At 73.6% G+C, this 15,856-nt stretch carries 8 protein-coding genes; 6 read left to right on the top strand and 2 right to left on the bottom strand.

All coding sequences use genetic code 11. From position 1 onward, the window contains the following. Positions 1-35 precede the first annotated feature (35 nt). A complete protein-coding gene (locus ACQEVZ_RS00940; RefSeq protein WP_433359902.1) occupies positions 36-5,546 on the top strand; it encodes a protein kinase domain-containing protein in 5,511 nt (1,836 codons plus the stop codon). Between the two features lie 86 nt (positions 5,547-5,632). On the opposite strand, the gene ACQEVZ_RS00945 is transcribed toward ACQEVZ_RS00940, so the two are convergent. Both ACQEVZ_RS00945 and ACQEVZ_RS00950 read right to left on the bottom strand, forming a co-directional pair. Then, positions 5,633-7,312, bottom strand: a complete 1,680-nt coding sequence (locus tag ACQEVZ_RS00945) for a hypothetical protein (RefSeq protein WP_433359905.1) — start codon at positions 7,310-7,312, stop codon at positions 5,633-5,635. After that, positions 7,309-8,985 (bottom strand): TOMM precursor leader peptide-binding protein, encoded by a 1,677-nt coding sequence (locus tag ACQEVZ_RS00950; RefSeq protein ID WP_433359908.1) that lies wholly within the window; start codon positions 8,983-8,985, stop codon positions 7,309-7,311. Before ACQEVZ_RS00950 ends, ACQEVZ_RS00945 begins: the two co-directional genes overlap by 4 nt. Positions 8,986-9,119: 134 nt before the next feature. Here ACQEVZ_RS00950 and ACQEVZ_RS00955 point away from each other — a divergent pair, with 134 nt between their 5' ends. The 5 genes from ACQEVZ_RS00955 to ACQEVZ_RS00975 are packed head-to-tail and all read left to right on the top strand — an operon-like array spanning position 9,120 to position 15,684. Beyond that, positions 9,120-9,299: a thiomuracin/GE37468 family thiazolyl RiPP peptide gene (locus ACQEVZ_RS00955; protein ID WP_344513792.1), complete on the top strand. Its 180-nt coding sequence runs from the start codon at positions 9,120-9,122 to the stop codon at positions 9,297-9,299. A gap of 4 nt (positions 9,300-9,303) precedes the next feature. After that, positions 9,304-11,907: a lantibiotic dehydratase gene (locus ACQEVZ_RS00960; RefSeq protein WP_433359912.1), complete on the top strand. Its 2,604-nt coding sequence runs from the start codon at positions 9,304-9,306 to the stop codon at positions 11,905-11,907. Then, on the top strand, positions 11,904-12,845 hold the full coding sequence (locus ACQEVZ_RS00965; protein WP_433359915.1) for a lantibiotic dehydratase C-terminal domain-containing protein: 942 nt from the start codon (positions 11,904-11,906) through the stop codon (positions 12,843-12,845). The genes ACQEVZ_RS00960 and ACQEVZ_RS00965 overlap by 4 nt, the downstream gene beginning before the upstream one ends. Next, positions 12,842-15,364: a thiopeptide maturation pyridine synthase gene (locus tag ACQEVZ_RS00970; protein ID WP_433359918.1), complete on the top strand. Its 2,523-nt coding sequence runs from the start codon at positions 12,842-12,844 to the stop codon at positions 15,362-15,364. Before ACQEVZ_RS00965 ends, ACQEVZ_RS00970 begins: the two co-directional genes overlap by 4 nt. Then, entirely contained in the window at positions 15,355-15,684 is a 330-nt protein-coding gene (locus tag ACQEVZ_RS00975; RefSeq protein ID WP_344513785.1) for a hypothetical protein, read from the top strand. Before ACQEVZ_RS00970 ends, ACQEVZ_RS00975 begins: the two co-directional genes overlap by 10 nt. Positions 15,685-15,856: the final 172 nt, after the last annotated feature.

A 15,856-nucleotide genomic window follows, 5' to 3' on the forward strand; every position in this document is an offset into this window, starting at 1 on the left:
TTTGAGGTGGATCGGATCGTGCCGGGAGGTGTCTGATGCAGAACGGCGGGATGCTGCGTGGCCGCGATCCACCCGGTCGGATCGAAATACTGTACGAGAGCGAGCACACGCGGGTCACCCGGTTGCTCGTCGCCGGGCGCACGGTCATCCGCAAGGAGTTGTCGGGACCGGACGCGGACCGGCGGGTGCGGCACGAGGTGGCGATCCTGGGGCGGCTGCGCGGCGTGGTCGGTGTCCCACAGTTGCTGGAGGCACCGCGGTGCCAGGGGTCGGTCGTGGTGGAGGATGTCGCCGGCACGAGCCTGGCCGGGGCGGCGAAGCCGCTGGCGGCCGATGACCTGATCGGGCTCGCGGTGAAGCTGGCCCGGACGGTGGCGGGGATGCACCGCCGGGGCGTGATGCACCGCGACATCACGCCGGCGAACATCGTGGTGTCCCGCGACGGCGCCCTCTGCCTGGTGGACTTCGCGCTGGCGACGTCGATCGCCGAGCTTCGTCCCGGGTTCACGCACCACACCGAGATCGCGGGGACGTTGGCGTATCTGGCGCCGGAGCAGACCGGGCGCACCGGCCGGCCGGTGGATCAGCGGGCCGATCTGTACGCATTGGGCGCGACACTGTATGAACTGGCGACGGGCGCGCCGCCGTTCGGCTGGGGTGACCCGCTGCGGCTCACTCATGATCATCTGGCTCGGGTGCCGGTGCCGCCGGCGCAGGCGAACCGGACCATCCCGGCGCCGCTGTCCGAGATCATCATGCATCTGCTGGAGAAGGAGCCGGACAAGCGGTACCAGACCGCGGAGGGCGTGCTCTACGACCTGGAGCGGGTACGGGACGCCGACCCGCGCGCGGCGACGATGCGGGTCGGCGAGCGCGACGTTCCGCCGCGGCTGTTGCCGCCGTCACGGCTGGTGTGGCGCGATGCGGAAGTGGCGGTGCTGACGGCGGCGTTCGAGGAGGCGCTTACGGGCCGGTGTCAGGGTGTGCTGATCTGCGGGGCGCCAGGGGTGGGAAAGACGGTGCTGGTCGATGAACTGCGGCCGGTGGTGACCGGCCGGGACGGCTGGTTCGTGGCGGGCAAGTTCGACCAGTACCGGCGGGACCTGGAATGCGACGCCGTGCACCAGGGGTTGCGGGCGGTGGGTCGGCTTCTGCTGGCCGAGTCGGAGGACGAGCTGGCCGACGTCCGCAAGCGGATCCTGGCGGCGGCCGGCGCGAACGCGGGCCTGCTGACCGCGGCGGTGCCGGAGTTCGCGGCACTGCTGCGGGTGCCGCCCGATCCGGGGGATCCGCTGACCGCCCAGGCGCGGGCACAGCGGGTGGCGTTCGACGTGTTGCGCGCGGTCGCCTCACAGAAACGGCCCGTGGTGATGTTCGTCGACGACCTGCAGTGGGCGGGACGAACGGCGATGGGCTTCGTGGACCTGGTGCTGAGCGCGGAGCCGGTCGACGGTCTGCTGCTGGTGGCAGCTTACCGCGAAGGTGACGTGGACGCGGTGCATCCGTTGGCGGCTGCGCGGTCCCGGTGGTGCGACCGGCCGGAGGTGCGGCAGCTGCGGCTGGCCAACCTGCCGGTCGCCGGCACGGTCGCCATGGTGGCGGAGATGCTCCACGTGGACAAGGCCACGGCGGCAACCCTGGGCGACGCGATCAGTCCGTACACGTCCGGTAATCCGTACGAGACGGTGGAGCTGCTCAACGCGCTGCGCCGTGACGGTGTGCTGGTGGCGGGGGCCAGGTGGCGGTGGGATGTGGCGCAGGTGCGCGCTCACCTGGACCGGCCGGAGGTTGCGGGACTGTCGGCGGCGCGGGTCGATGCCATGCCGGCGCAGACGCGGCTGATGGTGGAGGCGATGGCGTGCCTCGGTGGGCGGGCCGAGCTGGGCGTGCTGCAGACCGCCGTCGGCGAGCCGGCGGAGGTGATGGAACAGCGACTCGCGGCCGCCCTCAACGAGGGGGTGCTGGTGTTGGATCCCGGGGTGCGGGAGGCGGTGCTGTTTCGCCACGACCGGATCCGTGAGGTGGTCCTCCGCGGGGTGGAACCGCGCCGGCGGCGCAGCCTGCAGTTGGCGATGGCGCGGCGGCTGGCAGCGGTGGCGGAGCTGTTCGCGGTCGCGGCGGAACAGTACCTGCCCGTGGTCGATGCGGTCGACGACCCCGCGGAACGGCGCCGAACGGTGGAGCTGTTCCGGCGGGCCGCCGAACAGTCGACGATGATCGGGGAATACTCGCTGGTGAACGCGCTGCTGACGGCCGCGCTGCGGCTGATCGGCCCGGACGAGACCGCCGCGCTCGTCGAGGTGCGCACCGGCCGGCACGCCGCCCTGTACAGCCTGGGGCTCCTGGAGGAGGCGGACGAGGAGTTCCGCACGATCCAAGGGCTGTGCCCCACCGCCTTGGAATGTGCGCCCGCCACGGCGGTGCAGGTGCGCGGCCTGACGCACCGCAACCGCTACGTCGAGGCGATCGGGCTCGGCCTGGAGTCACTGCGTGAGCTGGACAGCGCCGTGCCGACCGCGGACCGGCTCCCGGCCGAGCTCGACCGCCGGTTCGACCTCATGTACCGGTGGCTGGAGCATGAGGACGCCGTGGACGAGCTGACCCGGCCGGAGGTCACCGAGCCGGTGGTGCTCGCCGTGGCCCGTCTGATCAACGCGATCCTGCCGGCGGTCTACTTCGCCGCCGACCACGCCAGGCTCGCCTGGCTGAGCCTGGAAGCGCTGCGGATCTGGATCGAGCACGGCCCCGCCGGCCCCCTCCTCGGCCCGGCGAGCCACGTCGGCTTCGCCGCCGTGTCGGTGCGCGGCGACTACACCGCCGCGTACCAGGCGATGCATCGAATCCTGGCACTGGGCGAGGCCCGCGGCTACGAGCCCGACACCTCGCAGGTGCGCTTCCTGTCCACGCTGCTGAGCTGCTGGTTCGAGCCGATCGAAAACGGTGTCCGCGCGAGCCGGCGGGCCCGTGAAGGCCTCATCGCGGGGGGTGATCTGGCCAACGCCGGATACACCTACTACCTGGACATGGTCGGTCTGCTGGACTGCGTGCCGTCGCTGGACGTCTACGTCCCCGAGGTGGAGGCCGGGCTTGCCTTCGTGCGGCAGACCGGCGACGAGCACATCGGCGAATCGTACGACAGCTACCGGCGACTGGCCGGTGTGCTGTGCGGCGAAAGCGCCACCATCGCCGGTGCGACGGCCCCCACCGACAGGTACGCCGAGAGCCCGTGGGCGCTGTTCCACCTCCAGGTCACCCGCGCGATCGCCGCCGCCATCCTCGATGATCTGGTCGGCCTGACCCGGTGCACCGCGGCGGCGATGCCCTTGCTGTCGGCCGCGGCCACCTTCTACCCGACCGCCGCCGCGCACGTGCTGCGTGGACTGGCCCTCGCCGGGCAGGCCCGAGCCGGCCACACCGGAGAGCGCGACGGTCTGCTGTCCGAACTGGACGAGGTGACGCACTGGCTGGCAGCACGCGCCGCGGACGCACCGGCCAACTTCCTGCACTGGCTACGGTTGCTCGAGGCCGAGCGGGCCTGGGCCGACGGCGACTTCGTTGCCGCCGTCCACGGCTTCGACGCCGCCCGGCACGAGGTCGCCCGCCACGTACGGCCATGGCATCAGGCCCTGATCACCGAACACGCGGCCCGCTTCTACCTCGCCCACGGCGTCGAACACGCCGGCTTCGAACTGCTCGCCGCGGCCCGTCAGGGGTACCTCGCCTGGGGCGCGACCGCGAAGGTCGACCAACTGGACTGGGCCTACCCGGCGTTGCGACCGCACGACGAGCCGATCGACAAGCACGACGCCCGCCACCCCGGCGACCTTCTCCAGCGTCGCCCCACCATGACGACCGGAACCGTCGACCTGCTCGGCATCCTGTCCGCGTCGACGGCGCTGAGCTCGGAGACCAGCACCGAAGGCCTGTACTCCCGCCTGGTCCAGGTGCTCTCCGCGATGACCGGCGCCACCGGAGTGCACCTGCTGCTGTGGAGCGACGACCGGGACGAATGGATACTGCCCGCGCTCGGGGATGCTTGCAGCATCATCCCGGCCGGCGGCGCCGGCTATGAGCACACGGTGCCGATGTCCGTGCTCCGATACGCCGAGCGGATGCGCGAGCTGCTGGTCGTGGGCGATGCCACCCGCGACGACCGCTTCGCCCGGGACCCGTACTTCACCGGCCTCAGCTCCTGCTCCCTACTGGCCGTGCCCATCCTCAACCGCGGCATGCTGCGGGCGGTGCTGCTGCTCGAGAACCGCCTCATCCACGGCGCGTTCACCGCCGAACGGCTCGACTGCGTCAGACTCATCGCCGGTCAGCTCGCCGTGTCGCTCGACAACGCCCACCTGTACACGGCCTTCCGCCGGATCGCCGACGAGCAGGCGGCGTTGCGGCGGGTGGCGACGCTGGTCGCCCGCGGGGCGGCACCCGATCGCGTGTTCGCCGCGGTGGCCGACGAGGTCGGCGCGCTCTTCCACGCCGACGGCACGTCGATCCTCCGATTCGAGCCGGACGGGGAGGCGACGGTGCTGGGAGGCTACGGACTCAAGCAGACCGCACCGGGTTGGCGCGGCAGGCCCGACCCCCGCACCGCCATGGCGACGGTACAGGCCACAGGCCATTCCGCGCGCCGCGACGTGGACAAACCGGTGCCGGGGGCGCTGCCCGGGATCGAGCCCGAAATCTGCTCCATAGTCGCCAGTCCGATCGAGGTCGAGGGGCGGCTCTGGGGCGTCATGCGCGTCGGGTCGCGCCGCCAACGGCTGCCCCACGACACCGAGCAGCGGCTGGCCGACTTCACCGGGCTCATCGCGACCGCCATCGCCAACGCTGAGAGCCGGACCGAGCTCACCGCGTCCCGCGCGCGGATCGTCGCCGCCGCCGACCAGACCCGCCGGCGCATCGAGCGCGACCTGCACGACGGAGCCCAGCAGCGGCTGATCTCCCTGGCCCTGCAGCTGCGCACCGCGCAGGCGGCGCTGCCACCCGAGCTCGACACGCTCGCCGAACAACTCGACCGCGCCGTCGCCGGGGCGACGGGCGCCGTGGACGAACTCCGCAAGATCTCCCGCGGCATCCACCCGGCCATCCTGACAGAATCCGGCCTCGGCACGGCGCTGCGCACGCTTGCCCGCCACGCACCGATCCCCGTCGACCTCGACATCCGCATGCAGGGACGGCTGCCCGAGCACATCGAGGTCAGCGCGTACTACATCATCGCCGAGGCAGTCACCAACACGGCCAAACACGCGAACGCCTCAGCCGTCACCGTCACCGTCGAAACCGACACCACCGGCGGCGTCCTGCGCATCGTGGTCCGCGACGACGGCGTCGGCGGCGCCGACTTCACCCGCGGCACCGGCCTGGTCGGCCTCAACGATCGCGCCGAAGCGCTCGGCGGCCGGATCGTGCTCCACAGCCCGCGCGGAGCCGGGACCACCCTGCGCGCGGAGCTCCCACTCACCCCGGCCGAGTGGGACGCCGGCCGCCGATCCGCGTCGGGCAGGATCCGCTCACCCGGCGCACCCGCGGATTGCGGGTGACGCCGGCGCCGCAACGGCAGCCGTGGCGGGCACACCGATGCCCATGGCAGCGACGACGTGCGTGACCAACGGGGCAGCGCTGTTCGTCAAGATCCCGGTCGACGGCACATGAGCAGCACCCGCACGACCGTGAGGCCCGTACGGGCGACGTCCACCGGGGTGATGTCGGCGAACCACGCGTCCCGGTGCTGTTCGCGCAACCACCGCTCGGCGGCGGGGAGCAGGGCACCGGTGTCGAGCACCGGGTGCGGCCGGCCGTAGCCGGCGAGTTGCCGCGGGCCGAGCAGCGACAGCAACGCCTGCGTCGCGGCCGCCGCCAGGTCGTCACCCCAACCCACGGCCGGCGTCGACCGTGGGACCCGCGCCACCACGACGGGGATGGCCGCGCCGGCCGGCACGGACAGCCGGACGGGCAACCCGGCCCGCGCGGCGGTGCGCACCAGCAGTTCCAGGATGTCCGGCCGGCTCGCGCCCGCATACAGCGCCGCCGGCTCGACGGGACGGCCGGGCCCGGCTCGGGCCGCATCGCCCGCGAGGACGTGGCACAACCCGGCGGTCACCGCATCCGCGAGGCCGGCGCCCACCCCGACGCCCGCCCTGGACGGGCCCGCGGGTGAGGATGCCGGGTCGCCGGTGAACGGCCTCCGGGCCGGTGCCCACCGCAGCGGCCGGTCGGGGAGGACCGCCTCGGCGTAGTGGGCCACCGCCGCCCGGACGGCGGCGTCCCGGGCCGCGTCCACCGTAAACGGGTGGTAGGCGACGAAGGTCTGCGCGGGGTACGCCAGACGGACGGCACCGACCCGCAGCGGCAGTTGCGTCGCCGCGTCGTCGGTGAACCCGGCCAGGACCCCGACGTGCGGTGCGACGAGATCCGCCGCCGTCGCGTCGGCCGCGCCACGGGGATGGGCGCAGCCGGGGTGCGGCAGCAGCCGCTCCCGGTGGGTCTCGCAGGTGGCGAGGTCGAGGACCAGGACCGCCGGGAAGGGCCGGCGGCCGCCCCTGACGGCCGCCAGGACCTCGGCGGCGAGCAGCGTCCCTGCGATCGCGGCACGGGCGCCGTCCGGCGCGGCCGGGGCCACGGTGCCAGGGTCACGGTTCGCGAGCAACCGCAGCCGCGTACAGCTCGGGCAGGGCCCGCCATCGGCCCCGGTGGTGGCGCCGATGACCGCGACGTCGTCGCCGACGAATGCCGCGACCGTCACCTCGCCGGGCGCCTCGTGCGGGCCCCCGATCGGCTCGACCGTGACGATCGCCGTGTACCCGTGGCCGGCGGCTTGCCCTGATACGAACCTGAGCGTCGCCGGGTGACCCGTTGCGGCTTCGGCATCGAGGGCGGCGCAGTCGCGGCCGGACAGGTCGGCCGCGACGTCGATCGCCGGCATCCCCGAGCGCAGCAACGTGCGAGCGGCCGCGGCCACCATGGGTGCCGCCGCGGGCCACCGGCACCTCAGCAGCACCCGGTGGCGGCGCGGGTCCTCAGCCGGCGAGGCGCGGTTGTCCTGCGCCACGTCTCGGGCACAGTCGTGGCGCAGCAGCAGAGCGGCGAGCTGCACCAGTGTGCGCTGCTCGTCGGCGGGAAGGCCGGCGCAGAGCCCACGGACCGTCGACGTCCCGGTGAGCCGGGGCGCGATGCGCTCGAGCGTGGCCGCTGCCTGCCCCCGGACGAGCAACGCGGTTTCCCCACGCCGTACCAGCATGCCATCGGCTGTCCGGGTGAGCCGGACGTCGGCGCGCAGGCGCAGGCGGTCCTCGGGCGTCACCGTCATGACAGGGGGTGGGGCACGTGGTGCGGGCCCTCCGACGGGGGCGCGGCGGCGTGCCGCAATGCGGTGCTGATCCGGGTGAGCCCTGGTGCGCGTTGCCGGGGGCCGAAGTCGAGCGGCACCAGCCCCGGGGCGATGACCCGCGCCGAACGCAGGCCCAGCCGCCGCTGCTCCACTGTGGTCAGGTCCACGACGATGACGTCCGAGCCGGTCTCCATGACCGCACTGGCACAGGCTTGCAGGTCTTCGAGCAGGTCCATGTCGGACGGTCGGGGCCATGGGCGCGGCGCCCCGGGGACTTCGTGCCGGTCGCCGAGCAGGAACCCGGCGTACGCCATCGCCGCGGGGTCCGCGAAGAGCGCGGCGTGGTCGGCGGCGGACTCGACGAGGCCGTGGTCGCGCCGCATGGCGTCGATCCGGCCGCGCTGGGCGAGGGCGCGTTCGCGGACGGCCGGCACGAGCGCGGCGAGTTCACCGACGGCGCCGGCGACGGCCGAATCCGGGTCGAGACCGGCTGCGGCGGCGAAGCACAGCGCCGGTGCCGCACCGCCGGTGGCGACCGCGACCGCCGTGACCACCGGTGCCGGCAGGTCGATCCTGGTGTCGAAGAGGCGTACCTGGTGTCCGCCTGCGGCGAGGCGGTCGATCAGTGCGCCGACGGCCGGATCCGTGACCGTGCCGGGCGCGAGCTCGGGCAGGTGCGCCCGGCCGTACCACGCGATCAGGAACGCGTCTCGTTCGATGAGCTCCAGCAGGCCGTGCAGGGCTGCCTCCTCGAGGCACGTGCCGATGGCGCAGCCGTTCGACGTCTCCCGGGGACCCGCGAGGAAGTACGCCATCCGCTCAGGCACGAGGACCGGCGCATCGTGGCGCAGCGAGTGTCCCGGTACCCACCGGATCGGTGACCGTGGGTCGAACGACGGCCAGTCGCCCGGAACGGCACGTGCGGCGACGCGTTCGAACGTGTCGACGACGACCGGGGCGGTGCCGGTGTGCCATGCGGCCGCGGTGCGTTCCAGGCCCTCCAGGAGCGCGGCGGTGCGGCTACGGCCGTAGCTGCGGGCGTGCCCGCTCCACATCACCGGGATGACCCGGTCCGCTCCCCTGCCGGAGCCGGCCAGGGTGCCGCCGACCACCACGGGGACGATCGGTGCGTCGGTGAGGGCGACGGCGGCTGGGCCGAGTGCCCCGCACACCGGGTTGACCAGTGCCCGCTCCGGCAGGTGGACGGCGTCGAGATCGCGGAGGCGGGACGCCGACCTGGACGGTTTCGGCCGTGGTACGAACCGGATCGGGTCGGCGGGAGCGGGGGTGCCGCAGGCCGGGCAGGACGGGTCGGGCAGCAGTTCGTGGCGCTGGATGTCGAGGGTCTCCCAGGCCAGCCGGAACACCGTGCCGGCGGCGACGACCGCGTGGAGGTGGCGGATCAGTTCCAGGACGGCGGGGGTGAGGTGTGGCCAGGGCCCGGGTGTCCAGCTCGCGGCGTCGGCGGCCAGGCGCAGCGGGGCCGGTTGGAGGCGCTCCCGGCGCAGCGCGAGGCAGGTGTCGCAGGAGCCGATCAGGACCGCGTCGTCGGTCAGGTGCACCGTCGCCGCCGGGTCGGCGCCGAGCACGCCGACCACGGCCTGCGGCACGTACGACTGGATCGCGGCGACAGCCGTCACCAGTCCATCCATGACGCGCATTCTCACCGCGACGATCTGGGGGAACCACTAGATCCAGCCAGCGTGACGGCCGAACCGGGCGGTGATCCCCCACCGTGGGCATAGGTCGCCCGGGCACGGGCCGACCACCGCTGAGGAGGTAACAGATGCAGTCAACGGAAGGCCTGACCGACTCCCGGCCCGAGCTGCGGTTCGAGCTCGACGAGGTGCCGATGGACATCTTCGACCTGGCCGAACAGGGCCTGACGGTCGAATCACTCACCGCAGGGCACGGGCTGGGCGAGTTCGGCGCCTCGTCGGTGTTCTCCTGCTCGTCCTCGTCCTGATCCAATGACACGACCGCAGGCCCTGACCACACGGACGGTCGCCGGCTACGCTGTCGAGCGGCCGGTGGTGGTCCGGGTGGCGGGCCTGCCGGTCGATGTCCTGTCCGCGATGCGGTTCACCCGTACGGTCGCTGCCGTCGACGCACTCCTCGACGCGCAGGACCGGGCCCGGCGCACGGCACAGGTGCTGTCCGAGGCGCTGTACCCACTCGTCGGTGACCCGGCCAACGCCGCCCTGAAGACCCGGCTCGTCGCCCTGCGGCGGGCCATCCACCAGGACCGGCGACTGCCGGAGCACGTGTGGAACGCGGAGATCCGCGGTGCCCTGCCCGCACCCATGGTCTGCCGGATCGACGCGTGGCACGCGGAACGGGCCGCCCGCATCGGCGCGGAAGCCGACCTTGAGCCGCTCCTCGGCGTCGAGGCCGACACGGTCGCCGCCCGCATCCGGGACGCGGCCGGCCGCCCGGAGTTCCGCCGGGCGTTGGCCCAGGCGAGTCCTGACCTGTCGGCCGCGTTGGAGCGCTGGCTGCGGGACGGTCACCGGCCCCGCGCCCGGACGATCGGCGGGTTGGTCGCGTTCCTCGGCCGGGCCGCCGCGAAGACCAGCCCATACAGCTCGTTCGCCCGGATCGGCCTGGCCCACGTCGACGACACCGGGCCGTCGGCGCCGGCCGGCGCCCACCCGGTGCCGGCGTCGTCGGTGCTGGAGTTCGACCGGGTGCTCGTCGCGCGGCTGGTCCGCGCCGTGTCGACCCGTCCCGACCTGGCGGCGACGCTGGTGCTGCGGGTCAACCCCAGCCTGCACCGGGCCGGCGAGACGCTGCGCTTCCTCGGTACGGGCGAAACGATCGTCACCATGGCCGCCGCGCCCGCCGTGCTGGCCTGTCTCGACGTCGTCCGCCACCGGCAGGCCACCACCGCCGACGTCGTGCGGCACCTCGCGGCCACCGGTGCAGCGGCCGCGAAGGTCGGCGTCTTCGTCGACCGGCTCGTCGCCGTGGGCCTGCTGGAGGCCCGTCCGCCCGTGCAGGTCGAAGGCGCGGAGCCGCTCGGCGCCCTGGCCGACTGGCTCGAAGCGACAGGTGCCGACGTGCGGCTGCTGCGCGAACTGGACCGGCTGATGAGCGTCCCGACACGGATCGGGGACCACACCGAGCTCGCCGCGCACCGCGAACGGCTCGTCACCGCCGTCGCGCACACCGTGCGGCTCGGCCACGACCTCGCCGTGCCGGACTGGCCGGACGCCGACCGGCTCGACCGGTTCGTCTGCCACGAACACGTCGTGGAAAGCGGCGCGCCGGCCCGGCTGGACGCCCGCGCGTGGCGGCCGGTGCTGGACGACCTCGACGTCGTCCGGCGCTGGCTCGGGCTGCACGACCCGATGCTGCCGACCCGTCTCGCCCTCGCCGACCGCTGGGCGCCGTGGTTCGGATCCGCCCCCGACATCGCGTTCCTGGACCTGCACGAGCGCGTCCAGCGGGAGCTCGCCGCGCGGACCCCGCTGTCCGCGTACCTCCGCGGCGACTACACCGTCGGCGCCGCGGACCTGGCGACGAGCCCGGTCGAACGGCACGCGCGGCTGCACGCCCTGCTCACCGAGTCGATCGCGGAGCTCACCGGGCCGCAGCGGGTGGACCCCGAGCTGGTGCGGCGGCTGACCGCGAGCTGGCCGGCCTGGGTGACCGCGCCGGCGTCGATCACCTGCTACGGCCAGGCCGTCCCCGGCGCCGACGGGCCACGCCTGGCGGTCAACGTCATCACCGGCGGGCACGGTCGCGGGCGTGGCCGGTGGGCGCACCTCGCCGAACGCGCGACCGGCACGCCGGTCACGGCCCCACCGGCCGCGGACCGGCCCGACGGGCCGATCGTCGCGGAACTGGCCGGCCTGTTCGGGTCGGCACTCAACCTTCATGTCGCCCTGTCGACCCACGAGATCTCCTACCCCGGCACGGAGGACACCCGCCCGCCGCGGCACCGGATCGCCCTCGGCGCGCTGCGGGTCCGCCAGGATCCGGGAACCGGGCTGCCGCAACTCTTCGACGCCGCCACCGGCCGCCAGGTGATCCCCGTCCACGCGGGCATGATGGCCGACCTCCTGCTGCCGCCCGCCGCGCGGTTGCTGCTCGCCGCGTTCGGCCCGGCATACCTCGTCCACCCGGCCTGGCCGGTGCTGTGCCCGCTCCTCGACCCGGCGACGGTCACCGCGCCCACACTCCTGCCCCGGGTCGAGGTCGGACGTGTCGTGCTGCAGCGGGCCCGCTGGCTGGTGCCTGCCGCCGCGGTGCCCCGGCAACGCCCCGGCGACACCGGCGCCGGCCACCTGCAACGGCTGCTGGGCTGGCAACGCGAAACCGGCATCCCCCGCGCCTCCTACGTGCGGCTGTGGGACCCCGAGCAGGTCTGGGGCCAGCGGGCTTTCACGAAAGCCCGCAAGCCGGTGTACGTCGACCTCGCCAACTGGTACGCCGTGCAGAACCTCGACCGGCTCCTCGCGGACTGGTCCGGCCTGGTCACGTTCGAAGAGCCTCTGCCGGCACCGCAGGACGCCGCCGAGCGGGTCGCCGAGCTCATGTTCGAACTGACCGCAGTGGGGAGCACCGAGTGAGCGGACACGACTGGCTCAGCATCCACCTGTTCCAGCGCGGCGACCTGGACCCGCTGCTCATCGACCTCGTGCCCGCCCTGCTCGACGAGCTGCGCGAGGAGAAGCTCGCCGAAGACCTGTTCTTCCTGCGGTACTGGGAAGGCGGCAACCACCTGCGGCTACGCGTCCGCCCGGCGCCCGAAGCGTCGCGACGACAGCTCGCGGCGCGCCTCGGCGGCCGGTGCCGCGACCACCTGAGCGGCCGTCCGGTCACCGGCGAGGACTCCCAGGCCGCATACGCGCGCCGGGCCGCGCTCGCCGCCCGGTGGGAGGGCCGCTCCGGCTACGCACGCCGGCTACGGCCGGAGAACACGGCCCACTTCGTGCCGTACCGCCGCGAAACCGAACGCTACGGCACGGGCGCGGCGATGGAGGCCGTCGAGCGACACTTCGTCGAATCCAGCCTGCTGGCGCTCCGGGTGCTGCCCAGGACGCCACCCGCCCAGCGCCTGACGGTCGCCCTCTGCGCGATCCTGACCACCTGGCTGGTCTGCCAACCGGATCCGGCGACCCTCGCGCCATTGCTGCGGATCATGCCGGACCCGGTCACCGCAACCGACGACGCGTACGCGCGGCAACATGATCGGCTCATGTCGATCACCGGCCAGGTGCGGCGCGTCGTCGCCGGCACCGGCACCCTTCCGCCGGGGCACGTGCTCGGCGGCTGGGCCACCTCGGTGACCCGGCTGCGCGACGGCCTCACCGCAGAGCTGACCGCCGGCCGGTTCGCGCCGCCTGCCCGCGGCTGGGAGGGCACCGGCGCGGCCGGCGACGGCGTGCTGCCGGTCCTCGACATCTGCGCGCATCTGCTGTGCAACCGGCTCGGACTCACGGTCGGACAGGAGGCGTACGTGCGGCACATGGCGGTGCGGGCGGTGCACGAGTTGGAGGCGGCGTGACCGGGTGGCAGAGCGTGCACATCCACTACCACGACGACCCGCGCGACCTGCTGCTCGACGCCGTGCAGCCGCTCTTCGCGCAGGTCGCGCCGCACGCCGACGCCTACTTCATGCCGCACTGGCGGCAGGGCCCACACCTGCGGCTGCACGTCCGCGCACCCGGCGACGTGTTCCGTGACGTCGTCTCCCCGCTGGTCCACGACCACATCGGCGGCTACCTGCGCGACAACCCGTCACGGACGGTCCTGGACCCGGCCACGGTGCTGGACAGCCACCGGCGCCTGGCCGAGCTGGAACAGGACCCCGGTCCGCTCCTGCCTTGGCCGGCGAACAACACCGTCCTCGATGCCCGCTATGACCGGCGGCTGCACATGCTCGGCAGCGTGGCGGCCGCCGACCTGCTCGCGGAGTTCCACCTGCGGACCACCGCCCTCGCCTTCGACGTGCTGCGGTTGCGCCGCCAGGGCCGCCAGCTCCCCGCGATCGCGTTCGACCTGCTGATCGCCACCGCCGAAGCGCTCTGCGGCGCGGACCTCAGCTGGAGCTTCGTGTCGTTCCGGTCCCACGCCGAGGCGTTCCTGTCGACCTGGCCCGAGGGCGCCGGGCTGCGCCCCGCGTGGGACGGCTACTTCACGGCGAACGCCGGACGGCTCACCGCCCGCGCCGAGGCGGTCGCCGCCGCCGTCCACGACGACGACGGCGACGCCCTCGTCCAACGCTGGGTCCGCACCGTCACACCGTTCCGCGACCGGGCCGGCGCCCTCGTCGACGCCGGCATGATCACACTGGACCCGCCACCGGAGGCGCGCGCCGAACACGCGGCGCTGAGCGCGCAGCTCGGCCGGGCCAGCGCGTTCCACGCGGAGACCGCGGACAGTCCCGAGTTCGAGGCGCACGTGCGGGACACCGTCTGGTTCGCCCAGCACCGCCTGATGCTCAACTACCTGTACCTGTTCCTCACTCGGGTGGGCCTGACCCCGTCGGAACGCTTCCTGCTCTGCCACGTGGCGGCGAACACCGCCGAACGCCTCCACGGCGTGTCCGCGGTCGACACAGCGCGGCGCAGCCCCACCGGCGCCTCGATGGGCCGTCTCGTCCCGGGCCTGCGCCCCTCGGACGACGGTCCCGCACAGCTCTCCGAGCGCCTCGCCCTGCGCCTCGGCGTGCACGGCGTCACCCGCGACGACGGCCGGCACCACCTGGTGAGCTGGCCTCGGGCGGAGCCGCTCGGCGTCCTCGACGACGGCCAGCGGGCCGCGCTGTGGCGGCTGTCGGCGGGCGGCTGCGACCCCTCGGTGCTGGCCGAGATCGCCGCCGACCATGCCCCTTCCGCACCGGTGGACGGGCTCGTCGACCGGCTGCGCGAGCGGGGCTGGCTGGCCGTCACCGTGCTGCACGGCGGCGTCGCCCAGTACACGGTGGTCCCCAAGGGCAACTGGTGGCCCCTACCACCGGTGGAGCGGTCCGGACCGCTGACCCTGTCCCGGTTCGCGGTGATGCGCCGGGACCACAACGGTCTGCAGCTCACCTCGCCCCGCTCACCGGTCGTGGTCCGGATCCACGCGCCGCAGATCGCCGCGCTCGTCGCGGGTCCGCTCACCACGGACCTCGAAGGCCCGGCGTTGCCCGCCCGCCTCACCGCCGACCTCGCCCGGGCTGGGCTCCTCGTCGGCGCGGGGGACGCCGAGCCGTTCCACGAGGCCCAATGGAGCCCGCACGAACTGTGGTTCCACGACAGCAGCCGCCAGTCGTACGAGCGCGCCGGATCGACCCGGTTCTCCCACTTCGGCGCGACCCTGTGGGCCAAGGACCGGTTCCCGCCCCTGCCCGGCCGACCGGCGCCCATGAGCACCCGCACCGTCGCGCTGGCGCGGCCCGACCTGACCCGGCTGCACCAGACGGACCCGACGCTCACCGGTGTCCTGAAGGGGCGCCGTTCGATCCGCGCGTACGACGAGTCGTCGCCGGTCACCATCGAAGCGATCGGCGAGCTGCTGTTCCGCTGCGCCCGGGTGCGCTCCGCCGACGACAGCCAGGGATGGGACACGTCCGATCGCCCGTACCCGGCCGGTGGCGCCGTCCACGAACTGGAGCTGTACCTCGTGGTCCGCTCGGCGGCCGGGCTGGAACCCGGCATGTACCACTACGACGCCTTCGAGCACCAGCTCGAGGTGCTCGACGCCGCCGAACCGCCACGCCGGCGGCTGCTGCAGGCCGCCGCCCGCGCGATGGGCGCCGAGCAGCCGCCCCAGGTACTGATCGTCATCGCCGCCCGCTTCGGCCGGCTGATGTGGAAGTACGAATCGATGGCCCTTGCGCTGACCCTGAAGCACGTCGGCGTGCTCACTCAGACGCTGTACTCGGTCGCGACCGCGATGCGGCTGGCCCCGTGCGCCGTCGAGGCGGGCGACACCGACGCGTTCGCACAGGCCACCGGCCACGACCGCCTGTCCGAGTCGAGCGTCGGCGAGTTCTGCCTGGGCTCGGCGCCGCCCTCCGAGGAGCCACCGTGTACCTGATGATCGTCGCCTGGGACCTTGCCCGCTCCGAGCAGACCACCACGTCGCTGCGCGACTACCTGCGCGGTTACGCCGTGGACGCGTTCACCGGTCTTCCCGGCATGCTGGGCAAGTTCTGGTTCTCCAACGAGCCCCGCCAGATCTGGGGTGCCGTGTACCTGTGGACCACCCTGGCCCACGCCGACCCAGCGCGACTGCCGAGCCGGGCGGTCGAACTCATCGGCTACGAGCCCACGTCGGTCAGCGTCTTCGCGCTGGAGGCCGTGGCCGCGGGCGCGGACTGGTCCAAACTCCTCGACGGCGGCGTCGTGCACGCCTGAGGGGCATCCGGCAGGCTCGACCGAGCGCTTCCGGCTCGGTCGGGCAGTCCCTCGCCGGGAGCGGCACCGGGCCCGTCCGGCGGATGGCGGCGATGTTGTAGCCCTCGGTTACGATGCGGGGTTCCGCTGGTGAACAGGAGATCGTCGATGGGATTTGTCGCGGGTGCACGTA

The sequence above is a fragment of the Dactylosporangium sp. CA-152071 genome, from assembly GCF_050936335.1.
GTDB lineage: Bacteria > Actinomycetota > Actinomycetes > Mycobacteriales > Micromonosporaceae > Dactylosporangium > Dactylosporangium maewongense.